At 47.5% G+C, this 24,769-nt stretch carries 25 protein-coding genes; 15 read left to right on the forward strand and 10 right to left on the reverse strand.

Annotated features, from left to right (window positions below; all coding sequences use genetic code 11):
- Positions 1 to 41 precede the first annotated feature (41 nt).
- From KD145_RS21085 to rsgA, 3 genes are all read left to right on the forward strand, one after another.
- Positions 42 to 989 (forward strand): hypothetical protein, encoded by a 948-nt coding sequence (locus KD145_RS21085; RefSeq protein WP_212001414.1) that lies wholly within the window; start codon positions 42 to 44, stop codon positions 987 to 989.
- 37 nt (positions 990 to 1,026) lie between these two features.
- Positions 1,027 to 2,037, forward strand: a complete 1,011-nt coding sequence (locus tag KD145_RS21090) for a VWA domain-containing protein (protein WP_212001415.1) — start codon at positions 1,027 to 1,029, stop codon at positions 2,035 to 2,037.
- Positions 2,038 to 2,168: 131 nt separating this feature from the next.
- On the forward strand, positions 2,169 to 3,104 hold the full coding sequence (rsgA, locus tag KD145_RS21095; RefSeq protein WP_212001418.1) for a ribosome small subunit-dependent GTPase A: 936 nt from the start codon (positions 2,169 to 2,171) through the stop codon (positions 3,102 to 3,104).
- Here rsgA and KD145_RS21100 read toward each other — a convergent pair whose 3' ends face one another.
- Positions 3,105 to 3,245 carry a hypothetical protein gene (locus KD145_RS21100; RefSeq protein WP_212001419.1) on the reverse strand — a complete coding sequence of 47 codons (141 nt, stop codon included), beginning with the start codon at positions 3,243 to 3,245 and terminating at the stop codon, positions 3,105 to 3,107.
- Positions 3,246 to 3,449: 204 nt separating this feature from the next.
- A complete protein-coding gene (locus KD145_RS21105; protein WP_212001422.1) occupies positions 3,450 to 3,980 on the reverse strand; it encodes a gamma carbonic anhydrase family protein in 531 nt (176 codons plus the stop codon).
- 85 nt (positions 3,981 to 4,065) lie between these two features.
- Between KD145_RS21105 and KD145_RS21110 the strand changes: the two genes are divergently transcribed.
- The gene (locus KD145_RS21110; RefSeq protein ID WP_212001424.1) at positions 4,066 to 5,247 is read left to right on the forward strand and encodes an aspartate aminotransferase family protein; all 1,182 of its coding nucleotides are present in this window, start codon (positions 4,066 to 4,068) and stop codon (positions 5,245 to 5,247) included.
- Positions 5,248 to 5,292: 45 nt separating this feature from the next.
- On the opposite strand, the gene KD145_RS21115 is transcribed toward KD145_RS21110, so the two are convergent.
- From KD145_RS21115 to KD145_RS21125, 3 genes are all read right to left on the reverse strand, one after another.
- A complete protein-coding gene (locus KD145_RS21115) occupies positions 5,293 to 5,649 on the reverse strand; it encodes a hypothetical protein (RefSeq protein WP_212001425.1) in 357 nt (118 codons plus the stop codon).
- A gap of 975 nt (positions 5,650 to 6,624) precedes the next feature.
- Complete coding sequence (locus KD145_RS21120) at positions 6,625 to 7,020, reverse strand: hypothetical protein (RefSeq protein WP_212001427.1); 396 nt, start codon at positions 7,018 to 7,020, stop codon at positions 6,625 to 6,627.
- Complete coding sequence (locus tag KD145_RS21125; RefSeq protein ID WP_212001429.1) at positions 7,020 to 9,527, reverse strand: DUF5686 family protein; 2,508 nt, start codon at positions 9,525 to 9,527, stop codon at positions 7,020 to 7,022. The genes KD145_RS21120 and KD145_RS21125 overlap by 1 nt, the downstream gene beginning before the upstream one ends.
- A 134-nt stretch (positions 9,528 to 9,661) precedes the next feature.
- Between KD145_RS21125 and KD145_RS21130 the strand changes: the two genes are divergently transcribed.
- The 5 genes from KD145_RS21130 to KD145_RS21150 are packed head-to-tail and all read left to right on the forward strand — an operon-like array spanning position 9,662 to position 13,089.
- Positions 9,662 to 10,312 carry a hypothetical protein gene (locus KD145_RS21130; RefSeq protein WP_212001431.1) on the forward strand — a complete coding sequence of 217 codons (651 nt, stop codon included), beginning with the start codon at positions 9,662 to 9,664 and terminating at the stop codon, positions 10,310 to 10,312.
- Position 10,313: 1 nt separating this feature from the next.
- Positions 10,314 to 10,610: a transcriptional regulator gene (locus KD145_RS21135; RefSeq protein ID WP_212001433.1), complete on the forward strand. Its 297-nt coding sequence runs from the start codon at positions 10,314 to 10,316 to the stop codon at positions 10,608 to 10,610.
- A 53-nt stretch (positions 10,611 to 10,663) separates the two neighbouring features.
- On the forward strand, positions 10,664 to 11,992 hold the full coding sequence (gene creD, locus KD145_RS21140; protein WP_212001435.1) for a cell envelope integrity protein CreD: 1,329 nt from the start codon (positions 10,664 to 10,666) through the stop codon (positions 11,990 to 11,992).
- A 5-nt stretch (positions 11,993 to 11,997) separates the two neighbouring features.
- Positions 11,998 to 12,360, forward strand: a complete 363-nt coding sequence (locus KD145_RS21145; protein WP_212001437.1) for a diacylglycerol kinase family protein — start codon at positions 11,998 to 12,000, stop codon at positions 12,358 to 12,360.
- A gap of 48 nt (positions 12,361 to 12,408) precedes the next feature.
- Positions 12,409 to 13,089 (forward strand): DUF1361 domain-containing protein, encoded by a 681-nt coding sequence (locus KD145_RS21150; RefSeq protein WP_212001438.1) that lies wholly within the window; start codon positions 12,409 to 12,411, stop codon positions 13,087 to 13,089.
- A 122-nt stretch (positions 13,090 to 13,211) separates the two neighbouring features.
- On the opposite strand, the gene KD145_RS21155 is transcribed toward KD145_RS21150, so the two are convergent.
- Positions 13,212 to 16,613: a hypothetical protein gene (locus KD145_RS21155; RefSeq protein WP_249219491.1), complete on the reverse strand. Its 3,402-nt coding sequence runs from the start codon at positions 16,611 to 16,613 to the stop codon at positions 13,212 to 13,214.
- A gap of 57 nt (positions 16,614 to 16,670) precedes the next feature.
- Between KD145_RS21155 and KD145_RS21160 the strand changes: the two genes are divergently transcribed.
- Positions 16,671 to 17,309, forward strand: coding sequence for an MBL fold metallo-hydrolase (locus KD145_RS21160; protein ID WP_212001442.1), 639 nt, complete (start codon positions 16,671 to 16,673; stop codon positions 17,307 to 17,309).
- Between the two features lie 83 nt (positions 17,310 to 17,392).
- Here the strand turns inward: KD145_RS21160 and KD145_RS21165 are convergent, their stop codons facing one another.
- From KD145_RS21165 to KD145_RS21175, 3 genes are all read right to left on the reverse strand, one after another.
- A complete protein-coding gene (locus tag KD145_RS21165; protein ID WP_212001447.1) occupies positions 17,393 to 18,928 on the reverse strand; it encodes a polysaccharide biosynthesis C-terminal domain-containing protein in 1,536 nt (511 codons plus the stop codon).
- A 42-nt stretch (positions 18,929 to 18,970) separates the two neighbouring features.
- Complete coding sequence (gene arfB / locus KD145_RS21170) at positions 18,971 to 19,369, reverse strand: alternative ribosome rescue aminoacyl-tRNA hydrolase ArfB (RefSeq protein WP_212001451.1); 399 nt, start codon at positions 19,367 to 19,369, stop codon at positions 18,971 to 18,973.
- 107 nt (positions 19,370 to 19,476) lie between these two features.
- A complete protein-coding gene (locus KD145_RS21175; RefSeq protein ID WP_212001456.1) occupies positions 19,477 to 19,932 on the reverse strand; it encodes a hypothetical protein in 456 nt (151 codons plus the stop codon).
- Between the two features lie 92 nt (positions 19,933 to 20,024).
- On the opposite strand from KD145_RS21175, the gene dtd reads away from it, so the two are divergent.
- The 5 genes from dtd to KD145_RS21200 all read left to right on the forward strand — a co-directional run bounded on the left by dtd (position 20,025) and on the right by KD145_RS21200 (position 24,034).
- The gene (dtd, locus tag KD145_RS21180) at positions 20,025 to 20,477 is read left to right on the forward strand and encodes a D-aminoacyl-tRNA deacylase (protein ID WP_212001461.1); all 453 of its coding nucleotides are present in this window, start codon (positions 20,025 to 20,027) and stop codon (positions 20,475 to 20,477) included.
- A gap of 53 nt (positions 20,478 to 20,530) precedes the next feature.
- On the forward strand, positions 20,531 to 20,857 hold the full coding sequence (locus KD145_RS21185; RefSeq protein WP_113615746.1) for a nucleotide pyrophosphohydrolase: 327 nt from the start codon (positions 20,531 to 20,533) through the stop codon (positions 20,855 to 20,857).
- 36 nt (positions 20,858 to 20,893) lie between these two features.
- On the forward strand, positions 20,894 to 21,850 hold the full coding sequence (locus KD145_RS21190) for a YihY/virulence factor BrkB family protein (RefSeq protein ID WP_212001463.1): 957 nt from the start codon (positions 20,894 to 20,896) through the stop codon (positions 21,848 to 21,850).
- A gap of 81 nt (positions 21,851 to 21,931) precedes the next feature.
- Positions 21,932 to 23,359: a glycine--tRNA ligase gene (locus KD145_RS21195; RefSeq protein ID WP_212001465.1), complete on the forward strand. Its 1,428-nt coding sequence runs from the start codon at positions 21,932 to 21,934 to the stop codon at positions 23,357 to 23,359.
- 57 nt (positions 23,360 to 23,416) lie between these two features.
- Entirely contained in the window at positions 23,417 to 24,034 is a 618-nt protein-coding gene (locus KD145_RS21200; RefSeq protein ID WP_212001466.1) for a hypothetical protein, read from the forward strand.
- Between the two features lie 5 nt (positions 24,035 to 24,039).
- Here KD145_RS21200 and KD145_RS21205 read toward each other — a convergent pair whose 3' ends face one another.
- Positions 24,040 to 24,762: a ferredoxin--NADP reductase gene (locus KD145_RS21205; RefSeq protein WP_212001467.1), complete on the reverse strand. Its 723-nt coding sequence runs from the start codon at positions 24,760 to 24,762 to the stop codon at positions 24,040 to 24,042.
- Positions 24,763 to 24,769 lie beyond the last annotated feature (7 nt).

Genomic DNA, 24,769 nt, shown 5'->3' on the forward strand with positions numbered 1-24,769 from the left:
ATAAACAGCAAGTTATAAGGCGTATATTTTTATGTTTCTTTATGGGATTGTTGTATCCGTTAAGCCTGCTGGCACAAAACACCCTGGAGGTGACAGCGAAGGCGGATACGGGCAGCATCCGGATAGGAGAACAGATAAAGTTACACCTGAGCGCCACCGTACCGGCGGCGACTTTCAGCAAATCCGACTTCAAGCTGCTGTTTCCCGTAGTGCCGGACTCCCTGGACCACTTCGAGGTGGTGTCCCGTACTTCTCTGGACACCGTGTCCCGGCAGGACATGAAAGTGTTGCAGCAAACCCTTACCCTTACCAGCTTTGACTCCGGACATTGGGAATTTCCCCCTTTAAAATTTGAAGTGTATGGCGCCACTGCTGCCAACAGCATAGATACCTTGTTCAGCCAACCGCTGGGCTTCGATGTCAACACCGTGGCGGTAGACACTTCCAAAGCCTTTAAACCGATCAAGACGGTGCAAGCAGTGCCCTGGAACATCTGGGACTACTGGCTGTATATCGTGATCGGCGCTGCCGTAGTGCTGATAGCACTGGGCCTGTGGCTGTATTTCCGTAAACGTCCGGAAAAGAAACCAGTAGAAACACTGCCGCTGGTGACACCTTACGAGCTGGCTATACAACAGCTGAAAGCTCTCAAGGATGAAAAGCTGTGGCAGCAGGGTGATGTAAAACAATACTATACCAGACTGACAGATATTTTGCGTAGCTATTTCGAACACCAGTTTGGTATCGCTGCGCTGGAACAGACCAGCGAGGAGTTGTTAAATAACATCAGACCGGTCACCAAGCTGAATCAGCAGCGCGATAAATTGCGCTCCCTGCTGGCGATAGCGGACCTTGCCAAGTTTGCCAAACTGCAGCCTACTGACGACGAGCATGAGGACTGTATGCGCAAAACCGAAGAAATACTGGAGTGGACACGGCCCAGAGAAGAGCCGGTAACCGCAGTACAAGGTGAAAAACCGCAGGCATAAGGGGCTGTAATTAGTAATTTGTAACCGTATTTAAGTAATGGATTTTTCAGCGTGGAAAAATATTGAATTTGCCCATCCGGTTTTCTTCTGGCTTTTACTGCTGATACCGGTGATGATATACTGGCGCACTGTCCGGCGTAAAAAGGCGCAGGGCGTGATGATGGTATCATCCGTAGAAGGCCTTAAAGGCCTGCCGGTATCCTGGAAAGTACGTTTCCGGCCGGTATTGCTGGCCCTGCGGGTATTGGCGTATGCAGCACTGGTAACAGCGCTGGCACGGCCACAGACCTCCAATACATCCGAGAATATCGACAGTGAAGGGATCGATATTGTAATGGCTGTGGACATCTCCGGCAGTATGCTGGCAGAGGATCTGCAGCCCAACAGGATGGAAGCCGCCAAAAAAGTGGCCATGGACTTCGTTGACAAACGTATCAGCGATCGTATTGGCCTGGTGGTGTTTTCCGGAGAAAGCTTTACGCAGTGCCCTATCACCACCGATCATACCGTGTTGAAGAACCAGATCATACAGGTGAAAAGCGGTATGTTGCAGGATGGTACAGCCATCGGTATGGGACTGGCCACTTCAGTGGACCGCCTGCGCAACAGTCATGCTAAAAGCAAGGTGATCATACTGCTGACAGATGGTGTTAATAACACCGGTCTCGTAGATCCGCTGACAGCCCTGGAAATAGCCAAGGCATTCAAAATCCGTGTATATACCATCGGGGTGGGCACCATCGGCAAAGCCCCCTTCCCCATGCCTATGGCGGATGGTAGCGTACAGATGGTGATGCAGGACGTACAGATTGATGAGCCACTGATGAAAAAGATCTCCAAAGAAACGGGTGGTAAGTATTTCCGTGCCACCAATACGGCAGATCTGAAAAACATCTATAGTGAAATTGACCAGCTGGAGAAAACAAAAGTAGAGATCACTTCCTACAAACGTTATGCAGAGCATTTCTTCCCACTGGCTATGCTGGCCCTGGCCTGCATCCTGCTGGAAGTTGTCCTGCGTTATTCCGTATTCAGAAGTTTACCATAAACTATTTACACCAGACACAAAGGCGCTAAGGCATCTTCCGGGATCCCTGGCGCCTTTGCTGTTTTGGTACCTTGTTCCCGCTTGGCCGCTTTGTTTGAAAAAATTACCTTTGGGGACAATATAATTTTCTATTGCAAGCAACAGTATATAAATCGACAGGCAGCTGGTATGTGGTGAAAACTGCTACAGGAGAGACATTTCAGGCCCGGATGAAAGGGATTTTCAAAAAAAATGATGATATCACTTCCACCAATCCTATTGCCGTAGGCGATGTTGTGGAGATTGCTCCCGATGACAGCGATGCCAATGCGAAAAACGCCATGATCACTGCGATCGGGGAACGGCGCAACTATATCGTGCGCAGCTCTCCCCATGGGCGTCATAAAAAACATATCGTGGCCGCCAATCTGGACCAGGCCATGCTGATCTGCACTATTAAAGAGCCACGTACCTCTCTGGGGTTCATTGACCGTTTTCTGGTAACGGCCGCAGCCTATCATGTTCCGGCCATTCTGGTGTTCAACAAAAAAGACATCTACAAGGCGAAGGAGATGGAGCTGTATGAGGCTATTGAGGCTTTGTACACCGAAATAGGCTATCAGGTGAAGCTGATATCTGCTACCACCCAAGAGGGTATTGAAGAGATCCAGGCCATACTGAAAGACAAAACCACCCTGATGTCGGGTCACTCCGGCGTGGGCAAGTCGTCACTGATCAATGACCTGATGCCCGGGCTGGACCTGCGCACCACCGCTGTCAGCGGCTGGAGCGGTAAAGGGCTGCATACCACTACGTTTGCGGAAATGTTCGACCTGCCGGGAGGTGGCTGTCTGATAGATACCCCCGGAGTACGTGAATTCGGTATTGCAGAGATTGAGAAGACAGAGCTGTCTCATTATTTCCTGGAGATGGTGCCCTTTCTATCGCAGTGCCAGTTCAACAACTGTTTGCATCTCAACGAGCCCGGATGCGCTGTAAAAGCAGCCGTGGAAGCCGGAGAGATTGACCCTGAGCGATATGTGAGCTATGCTACCATCCTGGAGAGCATCCAGGAAGAACAATACTGATTATCTTTTGGGTTTGTTGAGTTCATCGAGGACTTTTTCTGCGCCCCAGTTGCGGCGGGGCAGCGGGCAGCCTTTTTTACGGGTACGGCAGGCGGTAAGGGCCATGATGGCCAGCAGGGCAAGGACGATTATTCTACGCATAACAAGGTTTTACTAGAATAAACGCATTTGTTTGCCAGCTTTGCGGTTGGAACGCTGTAAATCTTTTTTATTGTAACCGGTGGCGGGACACCCGTATTTCTGCGAAGAGCAGCCTGGCAGCAGAATAGCAGCCAAAAGGAGCAGGCAAATAAACATTTTCATAGAGGGATATTTGCCTGCAATATAATATTTTTCCCTAAAGTGTTATTTTTTCTCCTCCCCTTCTGAGTACCAGGAAGCGTACATGTTGTAATTGTTGGAGATACGGTTGATTTCTCCCTTAATCAGTACCATATCAATGTCTTTCACTTTTCTGGCAGGAACGCCTGCCCAGATAGTGCCGGGTTCTACATGGGTACCTGCGAGGATCACAGCGCCTGCAGCGATGATGCTGTTGCTGCTGATATGGGCATTGTCCATTACAATAGCGCCCATGCCGATCAGTACATCGTTATCTATCGTACAGCCGTGCAGGATGGCGTTATGGCCGATAGACACATTATTTCCCACAATGGTTTTGGATTTCTCATAGGTACAGTGGATCACGGCTCCATCCTGTATATTAACATTCTCTCCCAGCCGGATGCTGTTCACATCACCACGAACAACAGCATTGAACCATACGGTACAACCTTTACCCATTACTACATCGCCTACGATAGTGGCATTGGGCGCGATAAAGCAGCCGTCAGCAATCTGTGGTGTAAATCCTCTTACTGGTATAATATGAGACATAACTGATTGTTTTAATGCTTATGTTACAAAGATAACAATTACTAATTAGCGGTTGTTTTCTACCTTCGCAGAGAATGTAAGAGATATGAACAACAGGCAACTTTTTTTGCAGCACGTAGCGCAAACATCAGATGCACCGCTGGCCCTGGAGATCGTGAAAGCGGAAGGCATGTACATGTGGGATGTCAACGGAAAGAAATTTCTGGACCTGATTGCGGGCATCAGCGTATGTAACGTGGGACATTGTCACCCTGCAGTGGTGAAAGCCATACAGGACCAGGCGCAACAATATATGCACCTGCTGGTATATGGTGAGTTTGTACAGTCGCCTCAGGTGGCTTATGCACAGGCACTAACACAACACCTTCCTCAAAACCTCGACTGCGTATACTTCACCAACTCCGGTGCTGAAGCCGTAGAAGGAGCCATGAAACTGGCCAAACGTATCACCGGCAGAGCAGAGATCGCCGCCTTCAACCGCAGCTATCACGGTTCCACACAGGGTGCCCTCAGTATCCTCGGTGATGAATACTGGCGCAATGCCTATCGCCCGTTGTTACCAGGCATACAACACCTGGAATACAACAACTACGCTTCGCTGGAACTGATTACCATCAACACTGCAGCTGTATTCGCAGAAAGTGTACAGGCAGAAGGTGGTGTGATAGTACCCCAACTGGAATGGATACACGCACTTCGTGCTAAATGTAACGCTACCGGCACACTACTGGTACTGGATGAAATACAGTGTGGTCTTGGTAGAAACGGTACCCTCTGGGCCTTTGAACAACTGGGCATCACTCCTGACATTCTGTTGCTGGGCAAAGCCCTCGGCGGTGGCATGCCACTGGGTGCTTTCATCTCCTCCCGCAACATCATGTGGAGCCTCACCAACAGCCCGGTACTCGGACATATCACCACCTTCGGTGGTCATCCTGTGAACTGCGCTGCCGGTCTTGCTGGTTTCAGCGCATTGTTAGAGGCAGACCTGATCAAAGATGTGAAAAGAAAAGGTGAGCTTTTCCGCCAGCATCTGCAACACCCGGCCATTAAAGCAGTCCGCTCCCTGGGGCTGATGATGGCGGTAGAACTGGAGAATTTTGCAGTCAACAAAAAAACAATTGATTACTGTATTGAGAATGGTGTGTTAACAGACTGGTTCCTTTTTGCGCCGGAATGTATGCGAATAGCGCCACCACTGATTATTACAGATGAAGAGATCATACATGCTTGTAAAGTAATCTGTGAAGGATTGGATAAATTATAAAAAAAGCGGCAGAGAGATCTGCCGCTTTTTTTTTGCTATATCTTATCAGTTTTTGATTTTTGGTGGTGCCGCCGACTTCTCTCTTTCAATCCGTTTTTTCTTTAACTCTTCAGGCGTATAGAAAATTACTTTACTGATTTTAGTAGCATCATCAGAAAAGAAGAAGATGTCAGCCTGATACAGTTCAGGGAATTGAAGATCCTTGTTGTAATAGCAGTAGGTATAACGTGTACCTTCTTTCTCTTTTACAGGGATAATACCCGGCTCTGCTTTTTTGATGGCGATAGCAATCTGTTTGGTAGCCTCCTTCAGCTTGTCTTTAAACGCTTTGTTCACGATGATTTTGTGTTCATCTATCATAGAGATGGCGTTATCCTGCATATCCTGTTCCAGGAAATACATGAATTGAATAGCGGTTGTTTTTTGTTCCGGAGTTCCGATTTGATGCGATTGGGCTTGCGTTCCTATCCAGAGACAGGAAAAGATTATCGTTGCAAAAAGGCTTGACTTTTTTAGCATAGGTTTAAAGGAAATAATGTTGTTCTTTTAATGATGGTTACTGCTCAAGTAACAGTTTTTGTAACAGCGGTGCAATGATAAATAATAAAATGGCAATAGTCAATCAGGTTTAGGGTTACTTTCACTAAACTGCTGAAGGGAATAGCATCTGAGCGCCAGGTATTTTTGCTAATTTCTACCTGAACCTAAATTGTAGTATCTTGATTGGTATAAGATTTCAAATAGGTAATGCTTTTAGTTTTGCTACAAATTCTAAATCTCTAGCGATGAGGGATAGTAAAAACAAAATATATACTTAGCAATACATTTACTAAAATGGACCAGGAGATTGTTTCATTAAAAAGCCTTTTGTTTAAACTATTATCGCACGTTTCAGCGCGCCAAAAGTAAATGATATAGAACAACGTATAGGCTATATTAAGTAGCAGTAAATGGAAAAGAATGAATGGCAACATAAAAAAGTTTACAGATGCGCTGTTGAACTGTACCATTATCACCATACAAAGTATGCCGGCTAAAATCGTGTAGATATTTAACCGTAGTCTGTTTGACTCCCACCATTTTATTATATCCTTATTCATATTTCATGTAGAGATGTGGAAAAAGCAATGAAGTGTCGAATCGGTGGGTGTAACAAAAAATCAACTCATTACTATCGGCAATAGTTACAGGACGTGGAAGTGAAAATCTTCCTGCTTTGGAGATTAAATAATCAAATAAAGAGTCTGCAGTGGTTTTCCTGGTAGAACTGTCCTTACTGACGTGTTGCAGTTGGCATGAAACCATTAGGAAGATCAATACAGGGAAGTATTTTAACTTCATATTTATATAGGGACTTTGATGCTTATACGGGCCTGCTCAGGCATTCAGCCGGCTCAGTTCCAGCAGGGCCTGCCGGGAAAATATCTCCAGAGCATCTCCTTCAAGAAAGGATATATAGAAATAATATTCGCCTTTTGAGGTCATTTCATGCAGATTGTTGTTCATTTCAAAACGTCCACGATAGAAAAGATCCATATCATTGCCTTTCCCTGGTTTGGTAGGGTTGAAGTTGCAGTGACCCAACCGGGCGCCAAGGAAGGAAACGATGAGTTTATAGTCATCGTTGATGAACCTTAATTCCAGTTTTTTCTCTACCAGGCTGTAAGTGATGCGGATGCATTCAAAATCGTTATGCAGGTCGTAATACATATCGCCTATGTCGCCGGAAAGCAGCGTTTCAAACAGTTCGATATGTGTTACATCTTTGATCATCAGAACTGCAGTTTAAAGCTTCCAAACACGCCAAACTTCTTATTGGCCGGCTCTTCAGGCAGCACGTCCGGAGCCACGCGCCAGATAAAGTCTACCCGCAGGAATTTGAAAATGTTTTCGATGCCGGTACCGACTTCAAGGTAGGGATTACCGGCCAGGGTACGGAAAGGATAACCGTTGTTGAGGTTCAGCTGTTTATTAGACTCGGAGAGGGAGCCTACGATACCTTTGGCGGTCCAGAACTGGCGCCATTTCAGCTTTTTGATCAGCGGGATATAACCGAAGATACCATTGCCGATGGTGTGTTCGAGATTGAAGCCTACGTATTGATCGCTGATGAACTCAAAGCGGTTCATCATGTTGAAAGCGTATTTGTTGTAGTAGTAGATTTCGTTGCCGGGATGTACTTCCAGGGAAGTATAGGGCACGGTGCCGAAGATCTTGCCACCGAAGACGTTGTAGTAGAGTGAGCCGAAGGGCGGTAGCTTAACGTAATCGGATACACTGAGTGATACCCGTTGATATTGCTGGCCACTGTTGGCGATGCCCGGAATGCCTACAGCGTATTTCAGTTCGGTGATGGGATATTTACTCCCTAAGCTGATACGGTAGTAGTTGCCTTCGAGGAACTGCTCATGGAAAGCCCAGCGTAATTTTAACTCCACTTCTGTTGTGGTGAGCGGGTCACGGTTATTGGGTTCTTTGGGATAGAAGGCAGCGGTTGGCAATGGTTCATAAGGTCTGGCTTGTTTGTGCAACAAGGTGATCTGATGGGAGAAACCGCTGTAATATTCCTTGAAGAATTCCAACCTTTGTTCCTCGATCATAAGGAACTTCTGCGGGATACCGTTTTTCCGGATGGCGAGGGTGAAGATGTTGTCGGTGCCCACTTCATCGTAGTAGTGGGAGCCGTTGTCAAGATCTTTCGTATAGGCGCCATAGAGATACATGCGCGGATGTCTTTTCAGCAGCCATAGGGCAGACATCTTTCCTTTGTAAACGTTATCGCCGAAGCCATAGGCCAGGTAGCCGTAGAGATATATATCCTTATTGAATTTGGGAGTGGTGCCGAGGTCGAGTCGGAGGCGGAATCCTTCCAGCCTGTTCTGAGAGAAGAGGTAATAGTAAGGCCCCCATTCAATCGGTCCCAGTGGTTTGTAGCCGGTGGCCAGAAAACGGATGGTGTTGGAGTACTTCTGGAACAGCGGCATACGTTGCAGGGTATCGATCATCTTGTAGATGCCTACCTCGTTTTTGCTCAGGTTCTCGGGGCGGTTGTCGTCCCAGAATGATTCTTTGCGTACGCGGGCGCTATCCAGCACTACTACAGCTTCCGGATATTTTCTGTTGCTGAAGATGTTGGTAGCGGCAGTATCATTGGTGATGACGTTATCGTAGGTGGTGCTTTTGCGGCCGATGAAGTCGAAGGTCTTGCCTGGCTTGGGACTGGGTGCCCAGAAGTCGGCTACAAATTTATCCTTGTAAAGGAACCAGGTGCTGTCGCGCAGTTGTCTGAACTCCTGTACCATGCTTACGCGGTGTACAAAGTTGATGTTGGCATCTTTCGGAACAGACAGCGTAGCTTTCATGACAGCGTAAGTGGTGTCATGTACCCAGATATCACCGATAAAAGTGTTTTCCCCTTTGCGTTTGGGGGAGAAATTCAGTTTGATGAACCGTTGACTGCTGATGTATTGTGTGTCAGCGATTTTATAATCGTAGTAGAAGGCACCGTTGTGATGTATAGGGCTTACAAACTGTTTGTCGAATACCGGAATAAAATTATCGTAGACATTGACATTCTGGTACATGCCACCGAGGAACTTGGTAACGCTTTCATTGTCTATGCCGGAAGTACGGGCAGCTTTAATGATCTCCTTTGTTTTGCGGGGGCTCGACTGGTAGTAAAAGTCTGACAGGGATTCTGTCAGGAATATGGGTAGAAAAGGTTTGTCTTCCGAAGTACTGTCGATGTTATTGAGAACAAAAGCAAACGGTTTGGTGAACCGGTTTCTGGACAATTTTTCCTTGTTAAGGTTTTTCATATCCAGTTCCAGTTTGTTGTATACTTCGTACTTATAGTTATCCAGCCGGTTATAATTGTTCTCCGGTTTATGGCGGACGATCTGTTTGAGGAGGATCAGTGCGAAGTTGACGTTAGCCTTGATTTCGTATGTTTTGAGAGACAGGTCGGAGCGGGTAAGGTCGAAGTTGACAGTTTGTTCTTTCAATGTGCGGTTAACGGGCATTTTAAGAACGGTATACCCCATTACCCTTACCAGCAGTGAATCTGCAGGGATAACATTTAACTCGAATACATATTTTCCTTCAGCGTTGCAGACCATACCGGTCTGTGTATGGTCAAACTGAAGAGTAGCGAAGGGAATGATTTCCTGGGAATGCGCATCTCTCACTGTTCCACTGATCTTATATTGCTGCGCTTTCAATGCTGTAGAACAAACACTTACGCCTATTAGGACTGCTATAATTCTTTTCCAACCGAACATATCTACAACAATATTAAAATATTTAGCGCTAATCTGTATATCTGCTTTCCTGTAGGTAACGCGGTTATAACAAAAATTTATATTTTGATATGAATGAAATTTTTCTAACTTTGTAATGCAAAGTACTTTTTAGTATGACAGACCAACAACATCTGCAAACATTAACAGACATTAAGCGTATTATGGAGCGCAGCAGCCGCTTTATTTCCCTCAGTGGACTGAGTGGGGTATCTGCCGGCATCTGCGCACTGGTAGGGGCCTGGCTGGCGCGTACATGGCTGGTGGGCTATTATGATCGCTGGGATGCTTCCGGCGTTTATGATATGGCGGATTTTGCAGCGCTGAAGTTCAGATTGATTGCGCTGGCACTGGCTGTAATGGCGGCGGCGATAGGCGGTGGAATATTTTTCACCTGGCGCCGGGCGAGGCGGAATAATCTGCCGGTATGGGATGTTACCAGCCGGAAGGTGCTGATCAATGTTTGTATTCCGTTGGCGGCTGGTGGCGCTTTTGCAGCCGGCTTGCTGTATAACCATTTCGAAACGCTGGTGGCTCCCACCTGTCTTGTCTTCTACGGTCTGGCACTGATCAACGGCAGTAAGTACACTTTGCCGGACGTACGTTACCTCGGTCTTCTGGAAACCATTCTGGGCATCGCCAATCTTTTCTTTTTGCGCAAAGGGCTTTATTTTTGGGCCGTAGGATTTGGTGTACTGCACATTATCTATGGGATATTGATGTGGTGGAAATACGAAAGAAAAGAAAGGGAAGCATTCAACATATAGCATGAATCCGATCGGAAACTTAAATAAGATTTTTGAAAGCCGGATACGCCTTGGCGTGATGAGCGTATTGATGGTGAATGATGAGGTCAATTTTAATGACCTTAAGCAGATGCTGGAAGTAACTGACGGCAATCTGGCCTCCCACCTCAATACGCTGGAAGAAAACGGCTATATCAAGGTATATAAGGGGTTTATCGGTCGTAAGACCAATACCACCTATAGTATTACCGCTGCCGGCGAAAAAGCCTTTAAAGGGCATCTGGCGGCCCTTGAACATATGATCAAATTCACGAAATAATTTTTTTTGTCCTTTCACTTTGAAATACAAAGTACTTTTAAAAAACATAAACCATGGAAATTCCCACTAATAACGACACCCCGTCTTTTTTTGCCCGTTATGCTTACGCCCTGAAAGCACTGTTCATTGTGATCATGGTCCTCGTACTGCTGATACCTGCCGGCATGATCCAGAACCTGATCTTCGAACGGCAGGACCGGCAAACATCGGCCACTGAAGAAGTCAGCAGCCGCTGGGGATACGAACAACAAATTACCGGCCCTTTACTGGCCATTCCCTATACGGTGGCATCTTCTGGCGCCATAGCCTATGTATACCTGTTGCCGGAACAATTAAAAGTCAATGGTGAATTGTTACCCCAAAAACTCAGAAGAGGCATCTTCAACGTAGCAGTTTATGATGCCAAACTACAGCTGAGCGGTACCTTCAGCCCCACTGCCCTCTTCAAATCAGGCATTCCGCCATCTGCCCTGAAATGGGACCAGGCAGCCATCATCCTGGGTATCAACGACCTGCGTGGCATAGGCAACCAGGTAAACATGACATGGAACGGTAAAACCTATCCATTCAGCCCCGGCGTGGTCAACACAGACCTGTTCAAAAGCGGCATTCAATCCCCGGTATCGCTGACTCCCTGCGATACCGGCGCCCTCGCCGGCTCCTTTGTGATGGAACTGAGTGTAAAAGGCTCCAGCAGGATCAGCTTCTCCCCCATTGGTAAAACCACTACCGTCAACATCAGCTCCGCCTGGCCCGACCCCAGCTTCGACGGCGCTTTCCCGCCCAAAGACCGCCGGGTAGACGCCAAAGGTTTCAGTGCCTCCTGGGTGGTACAGGACCTGAACCGCCAGTTCCCCCAAAGCTGGACAGGCAACAAGTACAATATCCACAGCGATGATTTTGGTATCAAACTCTTCATGCCGGCAGAAAGTTATCAACAGTCCAGCCGTGCTGTTAAATATGCCATCCTGGTGATCGGCCTTACCTTCATCATTTTTTATTTCATTGAGCTCTCTCAACGCCGCGCCATTCATCCATTACAGTATGCCCTCATCGGCCTGGCCCTTTGTATTTTCTATACTTTGCTGATATCCATTTCAGAACAGCTTAACTTTACACTCGCCTATCTGATTTCCAGTGGGCTCACCATCGGCCTGATAGCCCTGTATACAGCCAGCGCCTATAAAAGCAGCCGTATTGCTGCAGGCATCGGAGCTACCTTGCTGGTCCTGTACGGCTTCATTTATGTGATCATCAGCGCTGAAGACCAGGCTCTCCTGATGGGTAGTATCGGTCTCTTCCTCGTGCTGGCTGCCATCATGTACTTCAGCAGGAATATCCGGTGGGATAAACTGTCTCAAAAATCATCAACATCGGCGTAGATATTATGAAAGATTCTTATTTCAGCAGACGGATAGCCAGTTTCGGATATGCATTCAACGGGATAGCCGCCTTCCTGCGCAGCGAACCCCACGCCCGCATACATGCGGTGGCCACCATCGTAGTAACAGCGGCCGGCTGCTGGTATAAGTTGACAAGGATGGAATGGATCTTGCTGATCATCACCATCGCGATGGTATGGGTCACAGAAATGCTGAATACCGTCATCGAAAAAATAATGGACCACCTGTCGCCCGACTACCACCTCAAAGTGAAGTGGATCAAGGATGTGGCGGCAGGTGCCGTGCTGGTGGCCGCTATCGCAGCTGCCTTCATCGGAACCCTGATATTTATTCCGCATATTCTGTAAAAACAGCTATTCGTCCCGTACCATTAACACATTAAAAACAAATGAAACATGCGTTTGAAAAGTGCCATCCGTTTGATGCAACAGCGAATTGCCCGTAACCAGCAGGTATACACCCTGTATTTTTCTATCCTCTTCAGCTTGTCATTACTCTGTTTTCGTATATACCATTCCGGTAGTTACCTGCGTATCTCGCTGATATGGAATCTGTTTCTGGCTTATATTCCTTTTGCCATCACCCGGTGGATGGAAAAACATCCGGCAGAAGTCAGCAACCGCTATGCCTGGTACGGATATTTTGTAGTATGGCTGTTGTTCATCCCCAATTCACCTTATATTCTGACAGACCTCTTTCATCTCTTCGATGGTGGCGTGCCGCTCTGGTTCGACCTCTTCGTTATCTTTTCCTTTGCCTGGAACGGCATGATGCTGGGTTATATCTCTATCCGCAGTATGGAGCAATTGTGGCAGGCAAGGCATACCCGCTGGCCGGCATGGCTGTTTACTTTCCCGGTGATGTTCCTTTGTGGTATGGGCGTATATATTGGCCGCTACCTGCGTTACAACAGCTGGGACGTGGTAAAGGACCCGCTGACCCTCCTGGGCGACATCCGCGATATCATATTGCATCCAGTGGAAAACCGCACCGCCTGGGCCTTCACTATCTGTATGGGTGTTTTCCTCAGCCTGATGTATCCCCTCGTAAAAAAACAAAGTGGTGAATCCGCTTAATATATCTACCTAAAAACAAAAATCCCGTTTGATCATCATCAAACGGGATTTTTGTTTTATAAATCTTCGCTTTAATCTTCTCTTCAATCTTCTCCCATCAGGAGCATCAGCTCCATCACAGTTTAGAAATCTACTCCCATACCAAAGTACCAGATCGGGCTGCCGCGGAAGAAGGCAACCATTGGCCAGCCGGCGTCTACACGAAGGAAGTATCCGGCGATGGTAGTACGTGAACCGAAACCATAACCACCAATGAAAGGTCCGAGGAAGCCTTCTTTGATACGGGTGGTCACGAGCCCGTTGTTATCGTTGTAGTTGGTGTAATTGGCATCTTTAAAGCTCAGCTTCTCGTTCCAGGCCGTACCGATGTCCATAAAGGTGGTCAGCTGGAAGTTACGCAGGAATGCGGAGTTGATAGGTTTGTTGATGAACGTGGCGAATACCGGCAATCTTAATTCAGTGTTCAGCAACATCACATTGTTACCATTTTTCGCATTCTGTTTGTAACCGCGCAGGTTTTCGGCCAGTGTCTGGAAAGCGTAGTTGGTATTGAGATTAACCGGTGTATTGGTGTTGATCTGCGGATTCAGCCAGTTGTCGATACCACCCAGGTAATACAACAGCTTGCGGGTACCCCAGGAGAGGTCAGCAGAGAAACGGGTTGCCCAGATGAAGTTGCGGTAAATCTTCTCATAATGCCTTACGTCGATACCCATGTTGTAGGTAAAGCGACCGTTAGCAGCCGGTGAGTTAGGATTGAAGATCTCGTTCAGCCCGCCGTTGGTCAGCTGGGAATTCAGCTCTCCGTATATTTTGTAACGGGTACCATTCCAGATGTTGATGGCTGGGTTGATGGTATTGTCGTACACATATTCCAGGCGACCAATCGCGTAGTTTTCGCTGTAGTTTTTGCTCAGCAGGGAAGGTTTTTCCACAGCCTGGGTAACGAGTTTATCAGTACGGAGACCAACAGACAAACGGAGGCTCCTTACCTGGTCGAACGGATAGCGTACTTCCGCCTGGTACAGGTTAGTGATGAACTTGGCCGGTGCACGGAACTGACCCAGCTCCGGATCGCTCACGATCACATCGCTGTTCTTATCTACTTTACGATAGTAGGTGAACTTATAATCGAAACGTTTCTTCAGGTAGGAAGTCGTGAAGAAATATTCAGAGCCCTGCAGCGATGACGGGATACGGAAACCACCGCTAAACTTCAGGTCTTCAAACAGATCGCTGACGCCTATACGAATTAATCCGTTCACCGGGTCTGTCAGGCGGATAGGACCGGAAGGAGGACCGGTAAACGGCTGGTATTTATTGATTAATACGGAGTTGTCCAATTGCAGGATCAGGTAATCAGAAGCAAACTTGAACTTGTAAGGGAACAGTTTGGATTTTTTCAGTACCGGTTCTTCTTTTTTCTTTTCGAACAGTCCTGGCACCGTAGGTACGGAAACCACATGGTTGGTGGTATCAACAGGTTCGTTACCAAATTCGTTCTGGAAGAAGTTGGGATGTGAGGAGGTGTCTTTGGCCGGGGCTGTATAGGTAGGCAGTCCCAGGCGCAGACTGTCTGCATGCATTTCTGCTTTGCGGTAGTTGGTCGGACGGGCCGTTACATTCCTTTTCTTCAGTACGTTGGTATCTACCTTCAGCTTCATCAATCTTTTGATATCACCATAACCGATGACTTCAGATACTTCACCCTGTTCACCGGTAATACGTGATTCCTGGATACCATATGGATAGTTGGATATCGGGAAGGTGTAGGTAGAGTCGTTGGTGATGGCTACGGCCTGGATAGAATCAGGTGCTGTGGAGCCATAAGCGGCGAGGGCAGAGTCCAGCTCTTCCTTGTCCGGGTTGTGCAGTATTTCAGAGCCTACGAAAAACAGGGAATCCACACCGGCGGCCTGTGATCTGAAGAAGCCGGCATAACGGTTACGGATACCGTTGGCGTCAGACACGAAGGTGAAGTGATGGGTGTTGTACTGCATAGGCAGGCGGGCATCGCCATACTTCAGGTCGGTGAGCTGTGTGATCTGTTTTTCGCTGCTTTTGTTCCAGTTGTCCACCATAAAGATGTTGTACGGTCTGCTAGGCAGGGAGGTGTCGCTGCCTCTGCCTTTGGGGCCGGGTCTGTTGGACGCGTAGATGATACCGCTTTTGCCAGGGAAGGCTGCAAAAGACGGATCGAGGTCGTCGTATACGTCGTTGGTGATCTGGTCTGTTTTGAAATTGCTGATGTTATAGGTAAAGATGTCGGTATGGCCGTTTTTGATGGCAGACAGCAGCAGGGTATTTTCCATTACAGGCATGTATTTGAAATCCACTACCCTGTCGAACTGTGGCAGGTCCTGACGTATAGTCGTTTTAGTTACCAGGTCATAGATCATCAGTTTGGTCTTGCCTTCATGTTCGTATATCACTGCGATGCGGTTGCCTTTGGTGTTCCAGGCCATCAGCGGATAGTTGGGATCTACCTGGTTGGCCAGCTGCATGACACCGCTGCGCAGCAGCACTTTAGGTTTGTTCCATCCCAGCTGTATCTGTACGCGGTAGACGCCTTTTTTGAACTCTACCACGGCATATGAGTTGTTTTTAGGATTGGGGTTGAAGCGGTAGTAATCGGATTTGCCGATTTCCTGTGCTACGATCACACGACCTTTGGCAGATGTTTTTCTGCGGCGGTTGTCTTCTGCAAAACGTTTCTGATAAAAAACGAAGAAGTCCTGGGTCGCTTTTTTAGGTGTCTGGTTGAGTACCTGCTCAAACCCTTTCTTCAGGCCGCGGTTGATGCGGGTGATATACATGAGGTAAGGTACTGCGTCTTTGCCATATTTACTTTCCACATAATACCAGAAGGCTTGTCCGGCCAGTAAGGGCTTGTCGTATGCCAGCTGGTTGAAGCTGGCGTATTTTCCGGACAACAGGGTCGCTTTCAGCTCTTCGTCCATTTTGGCGCTCCAGTTTTCGGCTGCATAGGCGATGAAGCCGTCGGTAAACCATTTGGGGAAATCTATCAGGGCGGCGTTGCCGGCAAATTCTCCGATATCTTCACCGAAGAGGAGGGTTTCCAGTAATATACGGGCTATCCCCTGGCGTATCTGGCGGCGAAGGTTGTCATGATTACCATCAAAATACACAATCATCTTATTACCTACCAGCTTGGTGACACCTCCGGTATTCTGCCAGTCGATACCAATACCGATATTGGACTGTTTCATCTCGCCGAAGCTGTTATACACCACGATATTGATACGCTGGCGGGGATTGGATTCCATAAACTGCTCTATGGAAGGCAGTTCTTTTTCGGCTATCTGGACAACATATTTCCCCAGTTCCAGACCTCCTTGGCTGAAATAGGTGTTAAAGTGCCGGCTTTGGTAATACCTCCACTTGAAATTTTTAAACTGAACACGATTTTGGCCGAATTCTACTGTATTTGTCTGGGCTTTTGTAACTATCGTTCCAAGTAATAGGGTACCTAGGACTAATAACCGGGTAATAAATCTGTTCATACAGAAAGTATTGATAATATTGTGATCAGTTTAAAATTAGCTAAAAATCAGGTAACAATGATCGAAATCCAACAATTCACCTTTGGTCCTCTTCAGGAAAACACCTACCTGCTTATTAACGGTAAAAGGGAATGTATAATTATAGACCCGGGTTGTTATTTTCAGGACGAAAGAAAAGAATTATTGCAATATATACAAACGGAGCGCTTAAATGTTACGAGATTGCTGAATACGCACTGCCACTTTGATCATATATTCGGCAACAAGCTGGTAGCGGATACGTTTGGGGTAAAGCCTGAAATACACAAAGACGATCAGGTGGTGCTGGACAACTCACAGGCAGTGGGAGCAATGTACAATATCCCTTTTGAGCCCTCTCCCATGCCGGGTCGTTACCTGGCAGAAGGAGAAAAAATCCCGTTTGGCGGCCACGAGCTGGAAGTACTGCTGACGCCCGGCCATTCTCCTGGCAGCGTGTCTTTTTATTGTCCTACCCAGCAGTTTGTGATCGGAGGCGATGTGCTCTTTTATCAAAGCATAGGCCGTACCGACCTGCCGGGAGGTAATCATGCTACCCTGTTGCGCAGCATACGGGAAAAACTCTTCGTATTGCCGGATGAGGTAAGGGTATTTCCCGGGCACGGTCCCGCCACTACGATCGGCTTCGAAAAGAAATATAACCCTTTTTTGATTTAGGGATTTCTTTATTTAGAGATTTAGATATTTTGAGAGGAAAACCCATATAAATCTCAAAATATCTAAATCTCCAAATCCCTAAATTACCTGATGTATTTTCCGATAAACGGCATCCTGGCAAATTCCTTCTTCTCCATCCGAAAGATAAACCACGTATAGGCGCCAAAGAAAGCGGTGGCTACCAGCAGCGACAATGGCTTCAGTGCATAGATGTCGCGTGGAGAAAGTACTTTGGCATTCAGCCAGCTATATACGTAATAGGTGAGCACTGCCACAGCAATGTAGGTGATCAGTTTAGGAAGATGATAAGGGATGGGATAATATTTTTGTCCGAGTACATAACATATCACCATCTGGATAAAATAACATACCATGGTGGCCAGTGCGGCGCCATAGTAGCCCATTACCGGTATCCACCAGTAGTTGAAGAGAAAAGCCAGTACAGCCGTGATCAGCGTGATCACTGCGCCCGTTTTGGTCCGGTCTGTCAGTTTGAACCAGATGGTCAGGTTATAATAGATGCCCAGGAACATGTTGGCCAGCAGCAGCACCGGCACAATACGCATCCCCTGATAATAGAAGGGAGTACGCAGGAATGCTTTCCAGACATTAAGATAAAGGCTTACAAAGAGGAACATGAGGCATAGCATCACTACAAACAGCTTCATGATACGGGCATATACCCGTTGCGGATTGTCGCTTTCAGCCTGTTTGAAGAAAAAAGGCTCTGCTCCTAACCGGAACGCCTGTATGAACATGGTGATCAGAATGGCCAGTTTATAGTTGGCGCTATACAGTGCGATAATTTCCTTTTTGGCCTCCATATTGTTGCCGGGCAGGAACTGAGGCAGAAACCAGGCCCGGTCAAAGGTTTCATTGACCATGCCGGCCATGCCCACAATGATCAGGGGCAGGGCGTAATGAAGCATCTGCTTCCAGAGGGCCAGGTCAAATTTCCATTCTATCCGCCGGATCTGTGGGAGGAACAGCACCAGTGTGATGGCGCTGCCCAGCATATTGCTCAGGTAGATATAACCAGTCATGTCACTTCCACTATGCGGGTTGGGTACCCACTGATAGCCGACTGCAGCCAGTTTGGGACAGATGGCCAGGAAAAAGATATTGAAGAAGATAGTCGTCAGTATGCCGGCTAGCCTGATGGCAGCATACCGCACCGGCCTGCCCTCCAGCCGCAGCTGGGCAAAGGGAATGGCCGTCAGGGCGTCAAAAGCCATCAGCAATACCACATAGGTATAAAAGGCCGGATGCCCGGTAAGCCCTGCCAGCTCTCCTGTATAGGAGTTGATCACCGTCCCCTTCAGCAACAGCAGCAGTACGGTGATAGATAAAGTCGATATCAGCAGTGAAATGGTGGACGTACCCAGCACATGCGCCTGGTTCTCTTTTTTGGCAAACCGGAAAAAGGCCGTCTCCATTCCATAGGTGAGCACAATATTGGCAAAAGGGATATAGGCATATACGTTAGACATCTCCCCAAAGGAGGCCTTCGTTAAAATACCGAGGTAAAAAGGAGTAAGGAAATAATTGAGCAGTTTGCTCATTATGTTACTCAAACCGTAATAAACCGTCTGTCCTGCCAGTTTCTTGATGCTGCTCAAACCCTGAAAATTTTATGCAAATTACGAATTAGTGCTGCGCTGTCACTCAAAATTTCCTCTGCGCTGCTGTTTTTTCTCCGACAGGCGCTTTTTAAACTGGATCCGTTTTTCAATAACAGCTTTGGAGGGCTTGGTGGCTACCCTTTTCTTGCGTGGTATCAATGCTTTGTTGATTAAATCATTGATTTTGAAGATAGCCTCATGTTTGTTGCCCAGCTGGGTACGCGCTGTCTGTGATTTTACCAGCAGCATTCCTTCTGAATTGATACGGTTGGCCAGTTTCTCGCGCAGTGTCTGCTTTTGTTCGGGGGTTAACAGGGCGGAGGCTTCTATGTTGAAATAGGCTTCCACCATGGTTTCCACCTTGTTCACATTTTGCCCGCCCGAACCGCCACTGCGGGCCGTACGGAATGTGAGCTCAGGTGTAACGTCAATGTTCATTGTATGATTGTTTTTTATAATGCAAAATTACACAAATAGGGAGGCAATTTATTAAATCTCTCTGAAATCCGCCCGGGAATGGTGTTGTGCCTTTGCAGTTTATAGCCTTACAGGGAGTAAGGGATCAGATAAACGCCTGCTGAATCTTTTGTCAGGGAAACAGGGTTTTCTCCCAGTGTAACAGCCTGAATGGAGGTTGTACAACAGCCATTACTTTTGGGGGTGATGGTGAGTTTTTCCCGTGTCATTTTTCCGGGTCTGCCCACCTCCAACTGTAAACGTGGCCAGGATTCAGGACCATAAAGCACATTTTTATCCCAGGGCGACTGGCGTGTCTCCAGTACTTGTTTATCATCGTAAATAAACCGGATGCTATCTGAAGATATATTGGCATGAGGACCAAATACAAGGTCTTCCCCTGTTCTGGCATCTACCAGCCGGAATCTTAAAGGCTCGCTAAAGTAGCAGCAGTTGCCGCAGGGGTCTTCATCTTTCTTGCTTTTATTGCTACAGGCACTTATCAACAGGGCAATAAACAGAATACAGGGTAGAAGGCGGGTCATAATATTTTGATTTTGGTAAACGTTAAGCGTGTAAAAGCGGAAAATGTTACGCCTGATTGTATTAATTTCCCGCTTTCTTAAACAGGATAAATATGAGAGTAGTCATACAGCGTGTGTCGCAGGCATCGGTCACTGTAGATGGGGTAGTCACCGGTCAGATAGGCCAGGGACTTGTGATATTGCTGAGCATCGAAGATGCCGACGGGCAGGAGGATATCAACTGGTTAAGCAGCAAGATCGTCAACCTGCGCATCTTCAACGACGACGATGGCGTAATGAACGTTTCCGTGAAAGATATGCATGCCGACATTCTGCTGATAAGCCAGTTTACGCTGCATGCCTCCACCAAAAAAGGAAACAGACCTTCGTATATCCGTGCCAGTAAACCCGATGTGGCTATTCCGCTGTATGAGAAAATGTTTCTGCAGCTGGAACAGGACCTGGGTACCACCATCCAGCGTGGTATCTTCGGCGCTGATATGAAGGTGGCGCTGATCAACGATGGGCCGGTCACCATTATCATCGATAGCCATAACCGCGAGTAGATTAAACCATTGTTCATACAATCCGTTATCTTTAAAACTTTAATCCATTATCCATGACTATACAGGAAGCTCAGGAAAAGATCGACAACTGGATCAACACCACCGGTGTACGCTATTTCAGTGAACTGACCAACATGGCCATTCTTACAGAAGAAGTGGGAGAAGTAGCCCGTGTAATGGCCCGGCAGTATGGCGATCAGTCTGCTAAAGAGAGTGATAAAAAAAGAGAACTGGCCGATGAGCTGGCCGATGTGATGTGGGTATTACTCTGTATCGCCAATCAAACCGGTATAGACATGACGGTGGCTCTGGAGAAAAACTTCGAAAAGAAAAATATCAGGGATGCTACCAGACATACCAGCAACCCGAAATTAAAATAATCACCACTACCCCACTCCGCCTATAAAACCTATTGCATGAACAGAACGACAGGAAAAATACAACTGTACTGGAAAGTGCTGAAAGAGTCGGCCAGCGCTTTTATAGATGGTAAAGTACTGAAACTCAGTGCTGCACTGGCTTACTACACTATTTTCTCCGTAGCGCCCATGCTTATCATTATCATCTTTTTCTGTGATCTGTTTCTGGGCAAGGAAGCGGTGGAAGGCAGCATCTATGGCCAGATACAGGGACTGGTAGGCAGCGAAGCCGCCCTACAGATACAGTCCATGATCCGTAATGCTACCCTGTCAAACGATATGAACTGGGCTACCATGGTGGGTTTCGTGACCCTGATCATCGGTGCTACCGGTGTATTCGCTGAGATCCAGGATTCCATTAACTTTATCTGGGGACTGAAGTCGAAGCCTAAGAAAAATGGCCTGCTGCGTATGTTGCTCAACCGGCTGTTGTCTTTTTCGCTGGTAGTGAGCATGGGCTTTATTCTGCTGGTATCGCTGGCTATCAATGGTCTGGTGGAGCTCTTCCAGAATGTGCTCTACCGGCTCATACCCACCAAACTGACCACCACCGTGATCGTATATGTGGCCAATCTGGTAGTGCCTTTCATAGTCATTACCATCTTGTTTTCCATCATCTTTAAAGTATTGCCGGACGCCCGTATCAGGTGGAAAGATGTGGTGGTAGGCGCTATTGCGACCGCAGTACTGTTTATGATCGGTAAATTCGGCATCGGGTATTACCTGGGTGCCAGCAAGGTCAGCTCCACCTACGGAGCAGCCGGTTCGGTGGTTATCATACTGTTGTGGGTGTATTATTCCGCAGCTATCCTGTATTTTGGGGCTGTCTTCACCCGGGTGTACATCCGGCATTTCGGAAGGGAGATCTATCCTAACGACTATGCTGTATGGGTAAAACAGGTAGAAGTGCCGTATGAGCGGCCGGTTAAGGAAAATGAAGTGGAAGAAGGTTGAATTTACTGCCAGTAATGGCATTACATATTATATAATAATTACAAACATATTTTCAAATTTGGCATTTATCTTTGCGCCACTATGTCTACAGATCAGAATAAATTCCAGGCGATTATATCGCATTGTAAAGAATACGGTTTTGTTTTTCCATCCAGCGAGATATATGATGGATTGAGCGCTGTTTATGATTACGGTCAGTACGGCGCGGAGCTGAAGAAAAATATTAAGGACTACTGGTGGAAGAGCATGACCCAGCTGCACGAAAATATCGTGGGGCTCGATGCTGCCATCTTTATGCATCCTACCATCTGGAAGGCATCCGGACATGTGGACAACTTCAGCGATCCAATGATCGACAACAAGGACAGCAACAAGCGTTACCGGGTAGACCACCTGCTGGAGGCCTTTGCCGAAACACTGCCGGAAGCGGAAGGCAATGCCCTGCTGGCCAAAATGGACGAACTCCTGAAAGAAAACGACTTCGCAGGCCTTAAAACCCTGATCGAAGACAATAAAATTAAATGTAGTGTCAGCGGCACCTGCAACTGGACCGAAGTACGTCAGTTCAACCTGATGTTCTCCACCCAGCTGGGCAGCGTAACCGATGAAGCCAATGAAATATACCTGCGTCCTGAAACAGCACAGGGTATCTTTGTAAACTTCCTCAACGTGCAGAAAACCGGCAGGATGAAAGTGCCTTTCGGTATCGCACAGATAGGTAAAGCTTTCCGTAACGAGATCGTAGCCCGTCAGTTTATTTTCCGTATGCGTGAATTTGAACAGATGGAAATGCAGTTCTTTGTACGCCCTGGCACACAACAGGAATGGTATGAGAAATGGAAGGAAGAGCGTATGCAGTGGCACCTGAGCCTCGGCACCGATCCAGCCAGATATCGCTTCAAAGACCACGCTAAACTGGCTCACTACGCCGATGCCGCGGTGGATATCGAATTCGAATTCCCATTCGGCTTCAAGGAACTGGAAGGTATCCACTCCCGTACTGACTTCGACCTGAAACAACACCAGGAATACAGCAGAAAGAAAATCCAGTATTTTGATACAGAGATCAACCAGAACTATGTGCCTTACGTGATAGAAACTTCTATCGGTCTGGACCGTATGTTCCTGCAGGTGATCTGCAATGCTTACGAAGAGCAGGACCTGAGCACCCCGGAAAAAGCAGACAGCCGTGTAGTATTGAAACTGCCCGCCAAACTGGCTCCGATCAAACTGGCTGTTTTCCCGTTAACTAAGAAAGATGGATTACCAGAAGCGGCACAACTGCTGATAAAAGAGTGCAAACAGTACTTCCACTGTTATTATGAAGAAAAGGATAGTATTGGTAAACGCTATCGCCGTCAGGATGCCATCGGTACGCCTTTCTGCGTAACAATAGACCACCAGACTAAAGAAGATGGTACTGTTACCATCCGTCACCGCGACAGCATGGAACAGGAACGCGTTCCGCTGACCGAGGTAAGGAATATTGTTATGAATAAGATCATGTAATACATTGTAACATATCCGGGCTACAGTCGTTAAACTTCGTATATATCCCCTACCCCTATGCATATACGAATATTAATGGCTGTAGCCTTTGTTTTTTGTTGTACTACCCTCTTTGCCCAGCGCAAAAAAACACCGCAACCCCGTTTCTCTGCTGACACCCTTGTAACAGCTGCTGCTGACGCCAGAATATGGCCACATGCACTGTATGGTAGCCTTTTCAGTCCTGCCTGCGGTTTCGGGCTCAACTATGATGTACGTTTTACCAGGCGCCGTACCGGTCTGGGTGCGCGCATGGGCATCGGTTTTGCTCCGGAGTACCGGGACAGCTGGGCTGACAAGCCAAGCCGTCCCCGCTGGAATGGCAGTGTAGAGGTGGATACAGGCCGGCACTACCTCTCTGTTCCCAACCGCCCCAGTATTTTCGGGGGCCTCAATTATGTAGTGGGGCAGCCGGATAAAAATTGTGCGGAACTGGGTGCTGGCATGACCTACCTGTTTGGCGATTCATTATGGTTTGAAGAAGGAGCCAGCGATCGCACCCTGGTGGGATGGACTGCCGCAGCATGGCGCCGGCATTTCAAGCGGCATTTTATGATGAAGATCGGGGGAATGCTGATGTTTTCGTCTAACCGGGTAACGCCCAATCTGGACCTGGGTTTTGGCTACTGCTGGTAAAACAGTTACCCGTACAGTTCCTGGTGAATATCTTTCCGGTCGTAGCCCATGGCGGTGATGCGTTGTTTGGCTTCATCAATCATCGCCTTCCAGCCGCATAGGTAAAAGTTGGCGGGTTTTTTCTCTCCGGCCAGTATCTCTTCGTAGATGCTGTGTACATACCCTTTGTGGCCGCTCCAGTCTTCCTGACGGCTCAGCGTAGGGAGGTAATGAAAACCAGGCAATTGAGCTTCCAGCTGCCGCATTTCTTCAGCATACAGCAGGTCCTCTTCATAACGGCAACCGAAAATAAGATGTATTTCTGGATGTGGCAGCTGGTGCAGGAGAATGTGCTGGACCATAGACCGGAAAGGGGCTATGCCCGTGCCTGTACAGATGAGGAACAGGTCTTTCTCCATGTTTTCCGGCAGTGTGAATACGCCCAGGGGCCCACGTAGCTGCAGTGTGCTTCCTTCTTTGATCTCATTGAAAAGATAGGTGCTGCCCAACCCGCCTTCCAGTAATACGATTACCAGCTCAAATTCATTAGTGCCATCCGGGTGCGAGGCAATGGAATAACTACGCCATCGTTTGTTCTTTTTTTCGTGGATGGGGAGGTCGAGGGTAACAAACTGTCCCGGCTTGAAATTAAAGCTTTCCAGCTCGGGCACACGGACCCAGAACCGCCGGGTATTGGGTGTTTCATCTACCAGCCGGGTAACAATGCCTGTATGCCATATCTCCTGCATGGAAAAA

This window comes from Chitinophaga sp. HK235 (assembly GCF_018255755.1).
GTDB lineage: Bacteria > Bacteroidota > Bacteroidia > Chitinophagales > Chitinophagaceae > Chitinophaga.

Bases quoted from the DNA above. Each gene is read 5' to 3' on its own strand.
- arfB (WP_212001451.1), bottom strand. From the start codon at position 19,369: ATGAACATTGACGTTACACCTGAGCTCACATTCCGTACGGCCCGCAGT.
- KD145_RS21150 (WP_212001438.1), top strand. From the start codon at position 12,409: ATGCGTTTGAAAAGTGCCATCCGTTTGATGCAACAGCGAATTGCCCGT.
- KD145_RS21125 (WP_212001429.1), bottom strand. From the start codon at position 9,527: ATGTTCGGTTGGAAAAGAATTATAGCAGTCCTAATAGGCGTAAGTGTT.
- KD145_RS21185 (WP_113615746.1), top strand. From the start codon at position 20,531: ATGACTATACAGGAAGCTCAGGAAAAGATCGACAACTGGATCAACACC.
- KD145_RS21160 (WP_212001442.1), top strand. From the start codon at position 16,671: ATGATCGAAATCCAACAATTCACCTTTGGTCCTCTTCAGGAAAACACC.
- KD145_RS21155 (WP_249219491.1), bottom strand. From the start codon at position 16,613: ATGAACAGATTTATTACCCGGTTATTAGTCCTAGGTACCCTATTACTT.
- KD145_RS21115 (WP_212001425.1), bottom strand. From the start codon at position 5,649: ATGTATTTCCTGGAACAGGATATGCAGGATAACGCCATCTCTATGATA.
- KD145_RS21145 (WP_212001437.1), top strand. From the start codon at position 11,998: ATGAAAGATTCTTATTTCAGCAGACGGATAGCCAGTTTCGGATATGCA.
- KD145_RS21175 (WP_212001456.1), bottom strand. From the start codon at position 19,932: ATGACCCGCCTTCTACCCTGTATTCTGTTTATTGCCCTGTTGATAAGT.
- KD145_RS21135 (WP_212001433.1), top strand. From the start codon at position 10,314: ATGAATCCGATCGGAAACTTAAATAAGATTTTTGAAAGCCGGATACGC.
- KD145_RS21200 (WP_212001466.1), top strand. From the start codon at position 23,417: ATGCATATACGAATATTAATGGCTGTAGCCTTTGTTTTTTGTTGTACT.
- KD145_RS21110 (WP_212001424.1), top strand. From the start codon at position 4,066: ATGAACAACAGGCAACTTTTTTTGCAGCACGTAGCGCAAACATCAGAT.
- KD145_RS21190 (WP_212001463.1), top strand. From the start codon at position 20,894: ATGAACAGAACGACAGGAAAAATACAACTGTACTGGAAAGTGCTGAAA.
- dtd (WP_212001461.1), top strand. From the start codon at position 20,025: ATGAGAGTAGTCATACAGCGTGTGTCGCAGGCATCGGTCACTGTAGAT.
- creD (WP_212001435.1), top strand. From the start codon at position 10,664: ATGGAAATTCCCACTAATAACGACACCCCGTCTTTTTTTGCCCGTTAT.
- KD145_RS21085 (WP_212001414.1), top strand. From the start codon at position 42: ATGGGATTGTTGTATCCGTTAAGCCTGCTGGCACAAAACACCCTGGAG.
- KD145_RS21100 (WP_212001419.1), bottom strand. From the start codon at position 3,245: ATGCGTAGAATAATCGTCCTTGCCCTGCTGGCCATCATGGCCCTTACC.
- KD145_RS21105 (WP_212001422.1), bottom strand. From the start codon at position 3,980: ATGTCTCATATTATACCAGTAAGAGGATTTACACCACAGATTGCTGAC.
- KD145_RS21090 (WP_212001415.1), top strand. From the start codon at position 1,027: ATGGATTTTTCAGCGTGGAAAAATATTGAATTTGCCCATCCGGTTTTC.
- KD145_RS21195 (WP_212001465.1), top strand. From the start codon at position 21,932: ATGTCTACAGATCAGAATAAATTCCAGGCGATTATATCGCATTGTAAA.
- KD145_RS21120 (WP_212001427.1), bottom strand. From the start codon at position 7,020: ATGATCAAAGATGTAACACATATCGAACTGTTTGAAACGCTGCTTTCC.
- KD145_RS21130 (WP_212001431.1), top strand. From the start codon at position 9,662: ATGACAGACCAACAACATCTGCAAACATTAACAGACATTAAGCGTATT.
- KD145_RS21205 (WP_212001467.1), bottom strand. From the start codon at position 24,762: ATGCAGGAGATATGGCATACAGGCATTGTTACCCGGCTGGTAGATGAA.